The sequence below is a fragment of the Paenarthrobacter sp. PAE-2 genome (genome assembly GCF_026013155.1).
Lineage (GTDB): Bacteria > Actinomycetota > Actinomycetes > Actinomycetales > Micrococcaceae > Arthrobacter > Arthrobacter ureafaciens.
This window is the reverse complement of record NZ_JAPDNV010000004.1, coordinates 23,575-39,150: the sequence shown is the minus strand read 5'-3', so window position 1 is coordinate 39,150 and position 15,576 is coordinate 23,575. Positions and strand designations below refer to the sequence as shown.

Sequence of the window (15,576 nt, the reverse complement as noted above, 5' to 3'; positions counted from 1 at the left end):
CGGGTGGGTGCCTCTTGAGCCAGTCTTTCACGCGGAAAGCTACCCGCCTGACACGTCCAGCTCGGCAGCGGCGATGTCGGCACTTTGTTCAGCGTTCAGCTGGCGGCTGTCCAGCCAGTCCTTGGGCAGGGCGGGCCGTTTGGGCGAGCCGGCACGCCCCCGGGGGCCTTCCGAATCGACGCCCGGGTACGGCAGGTCCAGGTCCAGCTGGTCCAGGAGTTCCCGCAAGACCGCCAGGGTGGGAACCGTGGCCAGTTTGGCGCGGAGCTCGCCGCCCACGACGTAGCCCTTGAAGTACCAGGCCATGTGCTTGCGGATCTCCCGCAGGGCCTTGTATTCGTCGTTGCCGAACGTCTCCACCATGAGCTCGGCGTGCCGGTAGACGCCCTCAGCCACTTGGCGCAGGCCGGGACGGTGCCGCTGGTCGTTGCCTTCGAACGCTGCCTGAAGGTCCCCGAACAGCCACGGACGCCCTTGGCAGCCGCGTCCCACAACAACGCCGTCGACGCCGGTCTCCCGGACCATGCGGACCGCGTCCTCCGCGGACCAGATGTCGCCGTTGCCCAGGACCGGGATGTCCGGGAGGGCCTCACGCAGGCGCGCGATCGCGGACCAGTCAGCCTGGCCCGAGTAGAACTGCGCCGCAGTGCGGCCATGAAGTGCGACGGCGGCCACCCCGGAATCGCGGGCAATCCGGCCGGCCTCGAGGTACGTCAGGTGGTCCTCGTCGATGCCCTTGCGCATCTTGATGGTCAGCGGCAGCCCGCCCTTGGAGGCTTCCTTGACTGCTGTTTGCACGATCGCGGTGAAAAGGTCGATCTTCCACGGCAGCGCGGATCCACCGCCGCGGCGCGTGACCTTGGGCACAGGGCACCCGAAGTTGAGGTCGATATGGTCCGCGCGGTCTTCCTCCACCAGCATCCGGACTGCTGCGCCCACGGTCTTGGGGTCGACGCCGTAGAGCTGAACCGACCGGACTTTCTCATCCTCATCGTGGGAAATGATGCGCAGCGATTCCGGAGTCCGCTCCACCAGGGCGCGGGAGGTCACCATCTCCGCTACGTAGAGCCCGCCTCCGTATTCACGGCACAGGCGGCGGAAGGCGGAGTTGGTGATTCCGGCCATGGGAGCAAGGATCACCGGGGTGTCCACGGTGATCCCGCCAAGCTGCAATGGCGGAAGTTCAAGCTTTGGGGTGGGGGGCGTTGCTACGACGGTCACTTATCCATTGTTGCAAATCAGGGCAAATCGGCCGATCCCGCTGATCCCGATCAGTCGGATCCGGCCTCGCGGCGCTCGGCCTGGCGCCTGGCCCGCCTGCTGCCGGGGCTGGCCGGTGACCCGCCGTCGGCGGCTGTGCCGGCGTCGTGCGTTCCGGCGTCGTGCGTGTCTTCCGGAGTGGAACCGACGACGGCGGCAGCGGCAGCCAGGGAACCTGCGTCGTTGACGTCGTCCGGGCCCACCGCTGAGGTGCCGGCCAACCGCCGCATGCCCGTCGCCTTGACGACAAGCACTGCGATGAAAGTGGTGACCGGAATCGCGAGGACCAGGCCGATGGAGCCGACGAGCGTGCGGATGACTTCCTCGGAGAGTTCGGCGCTGGTGAGAGCCTCGGCGAGGGGGCGGTCGTACAACATCACAATGATGAGGATGGGAAGCGCCGCACCGGCGTAGGCGAAGGCGATGGTGTAAACGGTGGACGCTATGTGGTCGCGGCCGATCCTCATGGCGGAGGTGAAGAGTTTCCGTGCCGTGATGTCCGGGGCTAGTTCGTAGAGCTCCCACACCGCCGAGGACTGGGTGATGGTGACGTCGTTCAGCACCCCAAGCCCGGAGATGATGAGGCCGCAGAGGATGATGCCGGAAATGGAGATGTTCCCGGACATGTTCACGAGCGTCGCGGCGTCATGGTTGCCCACGCCCGCGAGGTTAGCGGCGTCGGTGGCCCACGCCGCCAGGAGCGCCGTGATTCCCAGCCCGAAGATAGTGCCCAGCAAGGCGGTGGATGTCCGGGCGGAGAAGCCGTGGGCGAAGTAGAGCACCCCGATCATGATCACCGTGGAACCCACCAACGCCAGCAGGAGTGGCGGCTTGCCCTCCACCAGGCCCGGAAGGATGAAGCTGACCAGGACGGCGTACGCGCCCACCAGGCCCAGCAGGGCCCGGAAGCCGCGCCACCGGGCGACGGCGATCACCACGACGGCGTAGAGGACGGCCAACAGGGTGATCGGGACGTCGCGGACAAAGTCCACAAAGACGAACGACGGCGAACCATTGCTTGCCGCTGCCCCCTGGACGCCGGAGAGATTCAGGTAGCGGATGGAGTCGCCCACGTCCACGCCGTGGGACTTGGCGACATCCGGGTTGATGACCACCTTGACGGGTTCACCGCCCTTGTCCGGCTCGGTGAAAGCGAAAGTGCATTCCGAGCCGCCGGACTGGCCGCCCGCTTCACCGGTGGCCTGGCCGGTCTGGGTGCAGCTCTCCTGCACCACCCTTTGGATCTTGCCGGTGTCGAACGTGACCCCCGGGGCAGCCTGGTAGGGACTCGCGAACGAGATCCCTTCCCGGCTGCCCGACGGCCACATCAACACCATGGCCACGAGCGTCAACACCCCCAACGGAACCAGCACGGCCGCGAGGAGCCAGTTGGCCCGTTTTCGGGAGGCGGCTGCTTCAGCGGTTGGAGCAGCAGTACCGGAGTGCGGGTGTCCGTGGCCCATCAGGAATACAACCTCAAGTTCAGTCGCTGACGATCAGTGTGTCCGCGCCGCGTACATGCGCTTTGCCGGATTCAAGCAACGGTTCCAGGACGGCGCCGAGGGCAGTCATGGATTCGTCCACTTCCAGCAGCACAGGGTGCTGGTACGCAATGAGGGCCAGCAGGTCCCGGACGGCTGATTCGGCGTCTTCCGCGGACAGCTCGGGATCGTGGCCGAGGAACACGTCCGAGGGCTCTTCCGAGTTCCCCTGGGCATAGCTGATGGCAAACGCCTGGAGCTTGCCCTTCTTCGAAGCGGGCACACCGGCTCCAAAGGCGCTGGCCTTCGGCGCACGGAGCACAATCGCACCGTGAGCCCCGGTCAGGTCATGCAGGAACAGGCGCTGGACGGTGGCGATGCTGAGCTCTCCCGGGCTGTCCCAGTGGTGCACGGCAGAGTAGTACCGTCCTACGACGTCGCTCAGTTCCACCGAACCGGTGGCCAGGTCTTCCACGCGCTCGGACGCGGCTTCTTCCGAGCCGTCACCGAACCTTGGCAACTTCAGCGGCTCGGGATCCACCACCACAAGCCTCGAGCGCTGGATGGGGGCAAGCCCGGCAGCCTGCGCAAAGGCCGCACCCGGCGTTCCCGGTTCCACCTTGCTGCGGAGCTTGGAAACGCCCGACGGCGAGTTCGCGGCTTCGCGGCGCAGCATGGCCAGGAGCGTGGCCGCTATGCCCGAGTGACGGTGGTCCTTGGCAACCTCGATGTAGGCCCACAGCCGTTCAGGATGCAAGGAAGCCTCATGGACCACGCCTGCTGCCACCGGAATGCCGACTCCGTCCACGACGTCCTCAGCCACGATGCACCGGCGCCACGGCTGGTTGCTTGACGGCGCCAGGGCAGCACGGAACTGCTCCGCGGGCAGGGTCTCAGGGTCTCCCCAGATCTCCAGGAGGGCGAGGTCGTCGCCCTCCTTCCATTCGCGGTACTCGATGGCCACTGCTAGGCGCCGATCAGGCGGGCTGCCAGGTAGGACTCCACCTTGTCCAGGGAGACGCGTTCCTGGCTCATGGTGTCGCGCTCACGGATGGTCACGGCCTGGTCTTCGAGGGTGTCGAAGTCAACGGTGATGCAGAACGGAGTGCCGATCTCATCCTGGCGGCGGTAGCGGCGGCCGATGGCGCCGGCGTCGTCGAAGTCAATGTTCCAGTTCTTCCGCAGCTGGGCGCCCAGGGCCTTGGCCTTCGGGGACAGGTCCTCGTTGCGGCTCAGCGGCAAGACAGCGGCCTTGACCGGCGCAAGGCGGGGGTCAAGCTTCAAGACCGTGCGGACATCGACGCCGCCCTTGGCGTTGGGTGCCTCGTCCTCGGTGTAGGCATCGATAAGGAACGCCATGAAGGAACGGGTCAGGCCTGCCGCGGGCTCAATCACGTACGGCGTATAGCGTTCGTTGGTGGCCTGGTTGAAGTAGCTCAAGTCAGTGCCGGAGGCCTTGGCGTGGGTGGAGAGGTCAAAGTCGGTGCGGTTGGCGATGCCTTCCAGCTCGCCCCACTCGGAGCCCTGGAAACCGAAACGGTATTCGATGTCCGTTGTGCCCTTGGAGTAGTGGCTCAGCTTCTCCTGCGGGTGCTCAAAGAAGCGGAGGTTTTCTTCGCGGATACCCAAGCCCGTGTACCAGGCCATGCGCTCCTTCATCCAGTACTGGTGCCATTCCTCATCCGTGCCGGGCTCGACGAAGAATTCCATCTCCATCTGCTCGAACTCGCGGGTACGGAAGATGAAGTTGCCGGGGGTGATCTCGTTGCGGAAGGACTTGCCGATCTGTCCGATGCCGAACGGCGGCTTCTTCCGGGACGTGGTGAGCACGTTGTTGAAGTTCACGAAGATGCCCTGGGCCGTCTCCGGGCGCAGGTAGTGCAGGCCTTCCTCGCTGGCCACCGGGCCAAGGAAGGTCTTCAGCAGGCCGGAGAACTCCTGGGGTTCGGTCCACTGCCCGCGGGTTCCGCAGTTGGCGCAGGCGATGTCCGCCAAGCCGTTTTCCGCGGGGCGGCCCTTCTTTTCCTCGTACTCTTCTTCGAGGTGGTCCGCGCGGTAGCGCTTGTGGCAGGAGAGGCACTCCACCAGGGGATCGGAGAAGACCTCCACGTGGCCGGATGCTTCCCAGACCTGGCGGGGCAGGATCACCGAGGAATCCAGGCCCACCACGTCTTCACGGCCGCGGACAACGCTCTGCCACCACTGGCGCTTGATGTTTTCCTTCAGCTCTGCACCGAGGGGACCGTAGTCCCACGCAGAGCGGGAGCCACCATAGATCTCACCGGCCTGGAACACGAAGCCCCTCCGCTTGGAGAGGGAAATGACCTGGTCGAGGACGGATTTTGCTGCCATGGGGTACTCCATATTTCTACAGGGCCGCTGGGTGCGGTCCGCGGTTGCTTGGGACAATGCCTGTTCTAGCCTACCGGCCTTTGGCGCTTGGCCTTCCGGGGAAGGATCCCCTGGGCCAGGGAAGGCTGGCCACGACGATCGCGGCAAGCGTCAGGAGCGTGCCCAGCACCGTGGGCAAGGCGACCACCGTGCCCGCAGTGGGGATCACGACGTCGAGCATCAAGGAGCCCACCAGTTGCCCGGCGATCATGCCAAGCCCGGTAATCAGCACCCCAAGGCTCCGCACCAACAGGGCCGCCAGGCCGATGGCGATGCATCCCAACGGTCCGCCGGCGTAGTACCACCACTCGGAGGGAAGGGGGTTCCCGGCCCCGGCTACCGCGAACTTGATCAGTAAGGCCACCCAGAGGACAAGGGAACCGGCCAGGAAATTGACGAGCGTGGCCGCGATGGGGGTGCCGTAGTGGACGGTGGCGGTCCCGTTCATGGCCTGTTGGAAGCTCATGAGGAAACCCGCCACCAAAGGCAGGATGACCGGCAACACCAAAGCGCCGACGTCGGCCGTTCCGCCAAACCGCGGGGACACGGCCCAGGCGACTGCGGCCACGGTGAGGACGCTTCCCAGGACCCGTACGCCCGTGATGGACCGCTTGCCGCCGGGAGCGATGCCCATGCGGTCCACCAGCAGGCCACTGAGGGTCTGTCCGGTAACGGTGGCAACGGTGAACAGCGCGACGCCCAGCAAGCCGACCGTGAAGGATTGCGCGAAAACGAAAAGGGCGCCGACGGCCCCGGCCATGACGTAGTACGGCGGGAAGCTGCGGTTGCGGACGGCCGGGAGAATATTCTGCAGCCCCGACCTGCCTTTGGGCGTAGCGAGCGAGATAGCCGTGATCACCACCAGCCCTGTGGTGAAGCTCACCACGGAAGCGGTAATGCCGTCCTCAAGCTTGACGGCGAGCGCCCCGTTAATGCGGCCTTGGAGCGGAAGGACCAGGCCTGTCACCAGGGCAAGCGGCAGCCCGAGGGCAAGCGGAAAGGCGGGACGGTGGGAAGGATTCGGCACTGTCACCACACTACTTCAGGCATTATTGCTCTATGAGCAATCCCGAAATCGAAGAGATTCCCATCCGCGACGACATGATCCGCCTGGGGCAACTGTTGAAGCTTGCCAACCTGGTGGAGGACGGAGTCGAGGCGACGGAGCTCATCAAGAACGGACTGGTCAAGGTCAACAACGACATCGAAGAACGCCGCGGCCGCCAACTCCATCCCGGCGACACCGTCACAGTGAACGGTCAGACGGTTCGGATCGCCGGACGTTCCTAGCTGAGTACTTTGTGGGTGAGGAATTCGCCCACGTGGCCGATTTCCTGCTGGTTGATGCCGTGCCACATTCCCGTGTAAAGCACCTTGGTCAGGTCCACGTGCTTGCGGACCCAGCCCATGGTGTATTCGATCTTGTCCGGAGTGATCACCGGATCCTGCTGGTCACGTCCCCAGAACATCGGCACCGAACCGTCCAGTTCGTTGTCCCGGAAGTCCGCGTCAGCTCCGGCGTCGATCACGAAGCCTGAAAGCCCGACGACGGCAGCGAAGTCCGCGGGCCGGTACCGGAGCATGGTGGTTGCCATGGCCATGCCCATGGAGAACCCCAGCAACGTCACGGATGAGTGGTTCGCCTTGACGGTGTCCAACCAGTCGAGGGCGTACTCTGCCGCCAGCTTCACGGCGTCCAGGGAGTAGTCGATCGAGGCGGTCAGCGGGAACCACGTGAACCCGGGGCCCATGGGCATGGGAGCCCGCAAGGACGCCACGACGAAGTCGGCGGGCAGCAGGCCGGCGAGGCTGAAGAGATCGTCCTCGTTGGAGCCGTATCCATGAAGCAGGACCAGAAGGGGCTTGCCGGCCCGCTCGGCTTCGTCATGGGACCACAGGACAACGGGTGCGGGAAAAGCTACGGCTTCAGTCATGGGTCCATTCTTGCAGTTACCCGCGGGTAACAACTTACGGTCGCGTAGGTTCGCATGTAAGGGGCAGGATATGAATCGTGAGTGAGAGCAATTCATTGGTGACGCCCGGAGGAACTGTCCAAAAGCATCCCTGGAGCCGGTACGTGGCACTGGGAGATTCGTTTACCGAAGGCATTGGAGATCCTGAACCCGGGAGCCCGGGCGGGTTCCGCGGCTGGGCCGATCGCGTGGCCGAAGAACTCGGGCGTGGACATTCCGATTTCGCCTACGCCAACCTTGCCATCCGTGGGCGTTTGCTGCAGCAGATCGTGGACGAGCAGGTGGGGCCTTGCTTGGCACTCAAACCGGACCTGGTGTCCATTTCGGCCGGGGGCAACGATCTCATCCGCCCCGGCGGCGACCCCGACGTCCTGGCCAACAAGCTCGACGCCGCCGTCCAGGAGCTCAGCTCAGGCGGCGCCACCGTGGTGCTGTTCAATGGCCCCGATACTGCGGCGTCGGTGCTGAGCCGGATCCGCGGCAAGGTGGCCATCTACAACGAGAACCTGCGAACCGTCGCCGCCCGGCACGACGCGGTGGTCGCCGACATGTGGTCCCTGCGGCAACTCGCTGATCCGCAGATGTGGGACGTGGACCGGCTGCATTTCTCGCCGTTGGGCCACCACACCATCGCCACCATGGTGTTGGAGGCACTGAACGTGCCGCACACGCTGGAACCGATGGCACCCAAACCGCTCCCGCCGCGCACGTGGCGCGAAGCCCGGTCCTCGGACCTCGTGTGGGCCCGCGAGTACTTCGTCCCGTGGGTCATCCGCAGGTTGCGGCACCAATCTTCCGGGGACGGCATCACGCCAAAGCGCCCGACGCCGGGTCCCGTCTCAGGTGCTAACTGACCATGCCCATGGTGTTCCACCCGGAGCCAACGGGATCCGGGTCCCAGCCCGGAGGATACTCACAAAACTCATAAGCCTCACCAGAAGCGCCAAACTCACAAAACTCACAACGACTCATAAGCTTGATACATGATCGAGAATCCATTCAGGCCCTCAGCAGGAGCAACTCCTCCGGAAATCATTGGACGGTCAGGCCTGCTTGATGAGTTCAAATACGGTTTGCGGCTTGGTTCCGGGGCACCGGGACTGCTCACGATCTTCACCGGAGCCCGCGGGATCGGCAAGACGGTGATGCTCGGGGAGGTCCATGACGCCGCCCGCCGAGAAGGCTGGGCAGTCATCGCGGAGACTGCAACGGAAGGCTTCATGGGTCGCGTCGGCGAGGAAATGCTCAGCCTGACCCAGGAACTTGGCAGCGGTCCGCAGAACCGGCGGATCACCGCCATCGGCGCCGCAGGATTCAGCATCACCACCCAGTTGGCACCCGAACGCCAAGTAGCATGGCGCAAGCTCGGCGAAGAACTTCTCCACATCCTCGACAACAAACACACCGGCCTGATCATCACGGTGGATGAAATCCACGCCGCCGACCGCAACGAACTCGCTCAATTGGCGGCCAGCGTCCAGCACTTCATCCAGGACCGGCTGCCGATCGGCCTGGTATTCGCCGGACTGCCTGCAGCCGTATCCGACCTGCTCAATGAAGGCGTTGCCACGTTCCTGCGCCGGGCCGACAAAATCGACCTCCATGCGGCGGGCATCCGCGACGTTGAACGGTCTTTCGCCTCCATCTTCGCCACCGCCGGCTTCCGTGTCCCGCCCCACCTGGTTCAAAAGGCAGCCGAGTCGACCGGTGGCTACCCCTTCTTGATCCAGCTCGTCGGTTACTTCCTCTGGCGCGAAGCGGAGAATAACAACGGCACGGTGACAGATGCCGAGGCGGACCGCGCGGTACAGGCCGCCCACAGGCGCAATGCCCGCACGGTCATCGAAGCCGCACTCTCAACCGTGTCGGCAAAGGACCTCCAGTTCCTTCGCGCAATGGCGCAGGATGACGGTCCTTCGATCGCCGGAGACCTTGGGAAGAGGTTGAAGGCAAAGACCAATCTAGTCGCCAACTATCGCTCGCGCCTGCTCGCCGCCGGCCTGGTGGAACCTGCCGGCCACGGGAAGATCGATTTCGCGATACCGGGCCTTCGACAGTATTTGCGCAATCTGAACACAGACTAGTCATCTCACGGTACTAGTGCGCCGAGCCCGATCCCGTAGTCTGCCAAAACAAGTCATCGGTGTAGGCTCGGGGCAACATTTGCACCACGCGATAGGTCGCGTTGCTGTTAGGAGCACCAATCAGAAGCCCACGACTCATGCGGCGGATCTTTACTGAGATTCCCCCCGTAGCCAGAGTATTTATGCTTGGTTTTCCTTCACTCTTCCTACTTTCACTGCTTATGGCTGTGGCGAGGTTGCCATTCTGGGCTGTAGTGGCCCCTATCGTTCTGGCGGGCTGCTCCCTCGTTGCCTTGGGTCTGTTCATTTTCCGGGACATAGGCGGAACGGCCTCTATCTGGTCACAGGCGTATAGGGAAAGCAAGGGTATCGCGCCCGATGGTTTCACGTTCGCTGATGTTCCTACCATCAAGGGCCTGGGCTTCGTATACATCTTGATGGGATCATTTTTCGCGTTCGGAGCTCTTTGGACCCTACTCACGTCGGCAAAGTAGTTCTCTTTTTGGTTTGTGCTGGCGCTCCCCAACCTGGAGGTTTGATGGTTGGGCTGCCGCGGCGGCGAAGCCCTGAGGCGACGGGGCTAAGCTGGGATAGGACCTAGGAGGGCTCCACTGTGAACAATCTGATCTTCTGGATCATCGTCTGCTCATGGGTGATTCCAGTTGGAATCCGCATGTACAACCGGTCCAAGGCGCGCCGAATCCATAACGACGGCTTCCGCGGCTACCCACCGCAGAACCTGCCCGGGCCAGGCTACCCACCGCAGAACTACCCCGGCCAGGCCTATCCCCCGCAGAACTACCCCGGGTATCCGACGGGACCAGCCGACATCCGCCCGGCTGATGCAACGCCGCCGGAGGCACCGCCGTCGGGCGCTTCACCACAGGTGCCGCCCCCGGCAAGTGGAGGCTCTGCGCCGCAGGGCTACCGGGCGCGGAAGCTCGCAGAGCTGGACGCGAAGTTCAGCAACGGCGAGATCGCCATGGAGGATTACATGAAGCAGCGCGGCGAGATCATGAACGGCTGAAGTCTTCGGCAAAGAAGGCTGCGCCCAGCTGGCCCGCGAGCTGGCCGATCTCCGTGAGGAAGCCGTCGTGCCCGATGGGGGCTTCGATGATGTGGACCGGGACGTCGCCCGGCAAGGCTTCGGCGAGTTCGTGCGACTGTGCCGGGAAGTAGAGCCGGTCGGAGTTCACGGCCGCTACAAAAAACTGTGCCGTCGCCCGGGACAACGCTTCCTTGAGCGGGCCGCGTCCCCGCCTGACATCGTGGGACATCAGGGCCTCGGTGATCGCGATGTAGCTGTTGGCATCGAAGCGGCGCACCAGCTTGGTGCCCTGGTGGTCCAGGTAACTCTCCACCTGGTAGCGCCCCCGCTCCCCCAGCACGGCGGCGGCCAGCGGTTTCTCCTGCGGCTGCGCTTCCCGGCCGAAGCGGAGGTCCAGCTCCAGCGCGGAACGGTACGTGATGTGGGCAATCCGCCGCGCCAAGGCAAGGCCGGTTTCAGGTGCCGGGCCGTGGTAGTAGTCGCCGTTGTTGAAGTTCGGATCCTGGCGGATTGCGAGCGTCTGTGCCTGCGCAAACGCGATCTGCTCCGCGGTGCTGTAGGCACCTACGGAAATCACGGCGCAGCGCTCAACCCTGTCCGGGAAGGTCACCGCCCATTCCAAGGCGCGCGCCCCGCCCATCGAGCCGCCCAGCACTGCATGCCACTGCCGGATCCCCAAGGCGTCGGCGAGCCGGGCTTCGGCCACTGTGCTGTCGCGCAGGGTCACCAGCGGGAAACGGGAGCCCCAAGGCTTGCCGTCCGGGGCTTGCGACGACGGCCCGGTGCTGCCGTAGCAGCCGCCCACGATGTTGATGGAAATGACAAAGAACCTGTTGGTGTCGATCGTTGCGCCCGGGCCAACGAGCTGCTCCCACCAGCCTTCCTCGTCCGAGGCGCCGCGTGCAACGTGCGTACTACCCGTGAGGGCGTGCTCCACGAGGACGGCGTTTGAGGCGTCGGCATTGAGCTTGCCCCAAGTCTCATAGGCCAGGACAACGTCCGGGAGAAATCCGCCGGCTTCCAGCTCCAGGGAACCCACCCGGGCGTATTTGACGGTTCCGTCCTGTTCTTCCGATGTGGGAAGGGATGTGGCAGTAATGGTCATTCCTTTGACACCTAAACCTCGCGCTTGCCCGCCGCCGTTATTGCGGCAGGCCAGGTCCTCACCCGGGGCACCCCACCGCGGAGGAGGGTTGCCGGCCAGCAAGCCGGGGCTGATCGCTGGCACTCATGACCTAACACCTAGAGTTTAGGAAGAGAACGGCCGTTCTGGCGAAGAATGTGACAGCAGTATGACGGTTCGGAGCGTTTTAGTTCACGAACGCGCACGTGACGGGGCCGCCCGGCGAAGAATCCTCAGTCCGGGCGGCCCGCCGCGACGCACGTCAGGCGTGGTCAGGCACCCTTTGCCGCGCGGAATCCTGCCTCGAGGTCGGCAATGATGTCATCGATGTGCTCGATTCCCACGGACAGGCGGACGAGGCCCGGGTTCACTCCGGCAACGGCCTGCTGTTCAGCGGTCAGCTGGCTGTGGGTGGTCGACGCCGGGTGGATGACCAGGGAACGGACATCACCGATGTTCGCCACATGGGAGTGCAGTTCCAAGGCATCGACGAAGCGCTTGCCGGCTTCGACGCCACCCTTGATGGTGAAGGCAACAACGGCTCCCGTGCCGCGGGGACCGTACTTGCGGCCACGGTCGTACCAGGGGCTTGACGGCAGGCCCGCATAGGCGACCGCTTCGACGTCGTCACGGGCTTCAAGCCATTCGGCCACCTTGGTGGCGTTGGCCACGTGACGCTCCACCCGCAGGCTCAAGGTTTCCAGGCCTTGGGCAATGAGGAAGGCGTTGAACGGCGATACTGCGGAACCAAGGTCGCGCAGCAACTGGACGCGGGCCTTCAGGATGTAGGAAAGGTTGGCGCCGAGGGCGCCGTCCTTGCCGAGGTCCCGGGCGTAGACCAGGCCGTTGTAGCTGGGGTCGGGGGTGTTGAAGTTCGGGAAGCGCTCCGGGTCCTGGCTGAAGTCGAAGTTTCCGGAATCCACGATTACCCCGGCAATGGCAGCACCATGACCACCCAGGTACTTGGTGGCCGAGTGGACCACAATGTCCGCACCCCACTCGATGGGACGGATCAGGTAAGGCGTGGAAAGCGTGTTGTCCACGATCAGCGGGACACCCGCTTCATGGGCAACCGCGGCGACGCCTTCGATGTCCAGCACGTCCTGGCGGGGGTTGGATACAACTTCGCCGAAGAACAGCTTGGTGTTGGGCTGCACGGCGTTGCGCCACTGCTCCAGGTTGTCCGGATCCTCGACGAAGGTCACGGAAATACCGAACTTCTTCAGGGTGTGCGCCAGGAGGTTGTAGGTTCCGCCGTACAGGCTGGGGCTGGCCACCACGTGGTCACCGGCCTCGGCGATGTTCAGGATCGCGAAGGTCTCCGCCGCCTGGCCCGAGCTGAGCAGCAGGGCCCCGAGCCCGCCCTCAAGGCTGGCAATGCGCTGTTCCACTGCGTCCTGGGTGGGGTTGCCAATGCGGGTGTAGATGGGAGCCAGTTCCGCCAGCGCGAACCGGTTGGCGGCACTCTCCGCGCTGGGGAACACGAAGGAAGTGGTCTGGTAAATCGGCAGCGAGCGTGCACCGGTTGCAGCATCCGGCTCCTGGCCGGCGTGGATCTGGCGGGTTTCGAAAGACCATCCCTGGGACATGACGTGGCTCCTCTTCGTAGCGCATGGGTTTAGTAACGGGGAGTGCTTGGAACTGCGGCCAGTCTAGGAAGCCGGCACGGAATTACCCACCTTTATGACGAAGACAGTATTTTTCGGTCTTTCCGCGACGGGACAGTGCCGGGGTCGGTGCCCGGCCTCAGGGCACGCCGTAACATCCCACCTTAGTTAGGCAAGACTTAGCTGAGACCCGAATCACAAAGTGCCAAGATGAAGCCATGCGCATGGATCACGTCTCTTACGCTTGTGAAAAAGATGGCCTCCTGGCCACTACCGAACGAATTTCCGCAGCACTGGGAGTGGACGCAGTCCGGGGCGGAGTGCACCCCCGCTTCGGCACCCGGAACATGATCATTCCCCTGGCGGACAGCAAATACCTTGAAGTCGTGGAGGTCCTGGACCACCCCGCTTCGGATAAGGCACCCTTTGGCCAGGCAGTCCGGGCACGCTCGGCAGCCGGCGGTGGATGGATGGGCTGGTGCGTCGCCGTTGACGACCTTGCCCCGTTCGAAGCACGCCTCGGCCGCTCCGCAGTCCCGGGCAACCGCAAGTTCCCGGACGGCCGCGAACTGGTGTGGCAGCAGATCGGCATCCTCGGCTTGATCGCCGACCCCCAGGTGCCGTACATGCTCAAGTGGGAAGGCGACCCCTCCCTGCACCCGTCCAAGGTCTACGAGAGCGACGTCAAGATGTCCAGCCTCACCATTGCCGGTTCCGCAGAGCGCGTGACCGAGTGGTTGGGTGAACCCGTGGAGAAGCCGCTCGAGGACGTCGCCGTCCAGTGGATGGCACCGCACGGAACCCCCGGCATCATGTCCGTCACTTTCGAAACCGCCGCAGGAGCCGTCACCATCTGACGCTGTTCCACACAATACTTCGGCCGCCATCAGCGGGTGCCAATGACGTCACCCACCGATGGCGGCCGAATACCTTTAAGGGGCGGGTCCGGGCTTCCAGGCCCACAGGCCTCCCGGTCCTACGCCTACCCGGTCAGCCCAGCCCTACGGCCTTCCCGAAGAGGCTGAAGCCCACGAATGCCACAATGTCCAGCAGCGCGTGGGCTATCACCAGCGGCATCACGCGCTTGGTCTTGGTATAAAGCCACGCGAACACCAGGCCCATGACGACGTTGCCGATGAACGGACCGAACCCTTGGTAGAGGTGGTAGCTGCCCCGCAGCAACGCGCTGACCACGATTGCCGCGGCTGTGCTCCACCCGAACTTGCCGAAACGGTCCAGCAGGTAGCCCACCACAATGACTTCTTCGACGATCCCGTGGCGGATGGCGGAGAGCACCAGCACGGGCACGGTCCACCAGTACGTGTCCAAGCCGCTGGGAATGATTGCCGTGGTGATGCCCAGTGCCCGGCCCGCGGCATACAGGCCCAGGGACGGAATCCCGATGGCCGCAGCCAGGCCGAGGCCTTGCAGCGCATCCTTGCCTGGCCGGGCGAAGTTGAAGCCAAGACGGGCAAATGCTGATCCTCCCGAGGCATGGAGGGACAGGAAGTAGAAAACCAGGACCACCGGCACCAGGGCGAACAGGATGTCCAGCAATTGGTAGGTGAGGTCGAAGTACTCGCGCGTGCTTTGGGACCTGTTGAGCGTCGAGGTTGCCTCCGACAACGGCGCCCTGGTCATCTTGTCCAGGAGCTGGACCACCGAATACACGGCAGACTGGCCCAGCGAAAGACCCAGGACAATGAGTACTTCGGCGCGCAGGCGGCGTCGTGAGGCTAGGAGCATGTTCCTATCTTGCCTTCAGATCCTGTTGCTTCCCCGGGAGCGGTCAGTCCGCAAGGTGCGTGGCGGCGACGATGACCTCGGTTCCCTTGGCTTCAAACGCCGCGCGGTCTGCGGGCTTGATCCCGGAGTCCGTAATGAGGTGCCGGAACTCGTAGCCGGCCATCGCGGCAAAGGCCCGGTGCCCCACCTTGGAGGAGTCAGCGAGCACGTAGGACTCTGTGGCCCTCCCCGCCATGACCGTATTCACCATGGCTTCGCCCTCGTCGGTGATGGTGGGTCCCAGCTCCGGGTCCACGCCGTTGACGCCGATGAACGCGATGTCCAAGGCCACTTTCTGCATGATGACATCCGTGTAAGGTCCCACGAGTTCATAGGAACGCGGATTGAGGATCCCGCCGGTCACCATGATCTTGATGTGGGGACGCACTGCCAGTTGCGCGGCGATGTTGATGGCGTTGGTGACCACCGTGAGGGTGGGCCGGTTGGAGGGGGCGTTGAGGTCCTCCCTGGTGGAGAGGATCTGGGCCAAGGCCGTGTTGGTTGTTCCCCCGCTGAGCCCGATGACGGCGCCGGGCCCGATCAGCTCGGAGGCCGCCTGGGCGATCGCCTGCTTGGCCTCGGCGTGGTCGTCACGGTTGTAACGGCCCGGAAGGTCATAGGCAACAGAGCCCGTGGTCGCCCCGCCCCTGGTCCGGCTCAGCAGGCGCTGCTTGGCCAGGCTGTCCAGGTCCCGTCGCGCCGTTGCCGGCGACACCCCGAGCCGGGTCACGATGTCCTCGACCTCGATCCGGCCGGACTCGGCCAGAAGGTCCAGGATGGCGGTCAACCGGTCGGTGCGGGTCATGACTAGCCTTTCACGGTCC

Annotated in this window: 15 protein-coding genes and 1 riboswitch; of the genes, 5 read left to right on the top strand and 10 right to left on the bottom strand. The window is 64.3% G+C overall.

Going from position 1 to position 15,576, the window contains the following annotated elements; all coding sequences use genetic code 11:
- Positions 1-39 precede the first annotated feature (39 nt).
- From dusB to OCL88_RS03275, 5 genes are all read right to left on the bottom strand, one after another.
- On the bottom strand, positions 40-1,221 hold the full coding sequence (gene dusB, locus OCL88_RS03295; protein ID WP_264961611.1) for a tRNA dihydrouridine synthase DusB: 1,182 nt from the start codon (positions 1,219-1,221) through the stop codon (positions 40-42).
- A gap of 50 nt (positions 1,222-1,271) precedes the next feature.
- Positions 1,272-2,723, bottom strand: coding sequence for a YibE/F family protein (locus tag OCL88_RS03290; protein ID WP_264961610.1), 1,452 nt, complete (start codon positions 2,721-2,723; stop codon positions 1,272-1,274).
- Between the two features lie 19 nt (positions 2,724-2,742).
- Positions 2,743-3,705 (bottom strand): GNAT family N-acetyltransferase, encoded by a 963-nt coding sequence (locus tag OCL88_RS03285; RefSeq protein ID WP_264961609.1) that lies wholly within the window; start codon positions 3,703-3,705, stop codon positions 2,743-2,745.
- A 2-nt stretch (positions 3,706-3,707) separates the two neighbouring features.
- Positions 3,708-5,093: a glycine--tRNA ligase gene (locus tag OCL88_RS03280; RefSeq protein ID WP_021472556.1), complete on the bottom strand. Its 1,386-nt coding sequence runs from the start codon at positions 5,091-5,093 to the stop codon at positions 3,708-3,710.
- 70 nt (positions 5,094-5,163) lie between these two features.
- Positions 5,164-6,168, bottom strand: coding sequence for a DMT family transporter (locus OCL88_RS03275; protein WP_264961608.1), 1,005 nt, complete (start codon positions 6,166-6,168; stop codon positions 5,164-5,166).
- 23 nt (positions 6,169-6,191) lie between these two features.
- On the opposite strand from OCL88_RS03275, the gene OCL88_RS03270 reads away from it, so the two are divergent.
- Positions 6,192-6,422: an RNA-binding S4 domain-containing protein gene (locus tag OCL88_RS03270; protein ID WP_021472554.1), complete on the top strand. Its 231-nt coding sequence runs from the start codon at positions 6,192-6,194 to the stop codon at positions 6,420-6,422.
- Here the strand turns inward: OCL88_RS03270 and OCL88_RS03265 are convergent.
- Positions 6,419-7,066, bottom strand: a complete 648-nt coding sequence (locus tag OCL88_RS03265; RefSeq protein WP_264961607.1) for an alpha/beta hydrolase — start codon at positions 7,064-7,066, stop codon at positions 6,419-6,421. The two genes, OCL88_RS03270 and OCL88_RS03265, sit on opposite strands and share 4 nt — an antisense overlap.
- 77 nt (positions 7,067-7,143) lie before the next feature.
- Here OCL88_RS03265 and OCL88_RS03260 point away from each other — a divergent pair, with 77 nt between their 5' ends.
- The 3 genes from OCL88_RS03260 to OCL88_RS03250 all read left to right on the top strand — a co-directional run bounded on the left by OCL88_RS03260 (position 7,144) and on the right by OCL88_RS03250 (position 10,216).
- The gene (locus OCL88_RS03260) at positions 7,144-7,959 is read left to right on the top strand and encodes an SGNH/GDSL hydrolase family protein (RefSeq protein WP_264961606.1); all 816 of its coding nucleotides are present in this window, start codon (positions 7,144-7,146) and stop codon (positions 7,957-7,959) included.
- 129 nt (positions 7,960-8,088) lie between these two features.
- A complete protein-coding gene (locus tag OCL88_RS03255; protein ID WP_264961605.1) occupies positions 8,089-9,189 on the top strand; it encodes an ATP-binding protein in 1,101 nt (366 codons plus the stop codon).
- Positions 9,190-9,802: 613 nt separating this feature from the next.
- Positions 9,803-10,216 (top strand): hypothetical protein, encoded by a 414-nt coding sequence (locus OCL88_RS03250; protein WP_264961604.1) that lies wholly within the window; start codon positions 9,803-9,805, stop codon positions 10,214-10,216.
- On the opposite strand, the gene metX is transcribed toward OCL88_RS03250, so the two are convergent.
- Positions 10,203-11,342, bottom strand: coding sequence for a homoserine O-acetyltransferase MetX (metX, locus tag OCL88_RS03245; RefSeq protein WP_264961603.1), 1,140 nt, complete (start codon positions 11,340-11,342; stop codon positions 10,203-10,205). The genes OCL88_RS03250 and metX overlap by 14 nt on opposite strands.
- Before the next feature lie 15 nt (positions 11,343-11,357).
- Positions 11,358-11,473, bottom strand: a riboswitch (SAM riboswitch).
- A gap of 159 nt (positions 11,474-11,632) precedes the next feature.
- Entirely contained in the window at positions 11,633-12,949 is a 1,317-nt protein-coding gene (locus OCL88_RS03240; RefSeq protein ID WP_062095884.1) for a bifunctional o-acetylhomoserine/o-acetylserine sulfhydrylase, read from the bottom strand.
- Between the two features lie 236 nt (positions 12,950-13,185).
- Here OCL88_RS03240 and OCL88_RS03235 point away from each other — a divergent pair, with 236 nt between their 5' ends.
- On the top strand, positions 13,186-13,824 hold the full coding sequence (locus tag OCL88_RS03235; RefSeq protein WP_021472547.1) for a VOC family protein: 639 nt from the start codon (positions 13,186-13,188) through the stop codon (positions 13,822-13,824).
- Between the two features lie 133 nt (positions 13,825-13,957).
- Here OCL88_RS03235 and OCL88_RS03230 read toward each other — a convergent pair whose 3' ends face one another.
- Positions 13,958-14,713, bottom strand: coding sequence for a CPBP family intramembrane glutamic endopeptidase (locus OCL88_RS03230; protein ID WP_062095882.1), 756 nt, complete (start codon positions 14,711-14,713; stop codon positions 13,958-13,960).
- A gap of 43 nt (positions 14,714-14,756) precedes the next feature.
- A complete protein-coding gene (locus tag OCL88_RS03225; protein WP_021472545.1) occupies positions 14,757-15,557 on the bottom strand; it encodes a DeoR/GlpR family DNA-binding transcription regulator in 801 nt (266 codons plus the stop codon).
- Positions 15,558-15,576 lie beyond the last annotated feature (19 nt).

What these genes read in the sequence shown, in the direction of transcription:
- OCL88_RS03290 (WP_264961610.1), bottom strand. Translation starts at nt 2,723, where the DNA reads ATGGGCCACGGACACCCGCACTCCGGTACTGCTGCTCCAACCGCTGAA.
- OCL88_RS03280 (WP_021472556.1), bottom strand. Translation starts at nt 5,093, where the DNA reads ATGGCAGCAAAATCCGTCCTCGACCAGGTCATTTCCCTCTCCAAGCGG.
- OCL88_RS03270 (WP_021472554.1), top strand. Translation starts at nt 6,192, where the DNA reads ATGAGCAATCCCGAAATCGAAGAGATTCCCATCCGCGACGACATGATC.
- OCL88_RS03265 (WP_264961607.1), bottom strand. Translation starts at nt 7,066, where the DNA reads ATGACTGAAGCCGTAGCTTTTCCCGCACCCGTTGTCCTGTGGTCCCAT.
- OCL88_RS03255 (WP_264961605.1), top strand. Translation starts at nt 8,089, where the DNA reads ATGATCGAGAATCCATTCAGGCCCTCAGCAGGAGCAACTCCTCCGGAA.
- metX (WP_264961603.1), bottom strand. Translation starts at nt 11,342, where the DNA reads ATGACCATTACTGCCACATCCCTTCCCACATCGGAAGAACAGGACGGA.
- OCL88_RS03240 (WP_062095884.1), bottom strand. Translation starts at nt 12,949, where the DNA reads ATGTCCCAGGGATGGTCTTTCGAAACCCGCCAGATCCACGCCGGCCAG.
- OCL88_RS03235 (WP_021472547.1), top strand. Translation starts at nt 13,186, where the DNA reads ATGCGCATGGATCACGTCTCTTACGCTTGTGAAAAAGATGGCCTCCTG.
- OCL88_RS03230 (WP_062095882.1), bottom strand. Translation starts at nt 14,713, where the DNA reads ATGCTCCTAGCCTCACGACGCCGCCTGCGCGCCGAAGTACTCATTGTC.
- OCL88_RS03225 (WP_021472545.1), bottom strand. Translation starts at nt 15,557, where the DNA reads ATGACCCGCACCGACCGGTTGACCGCCATCCTGGACCTTCTGGCCGAG.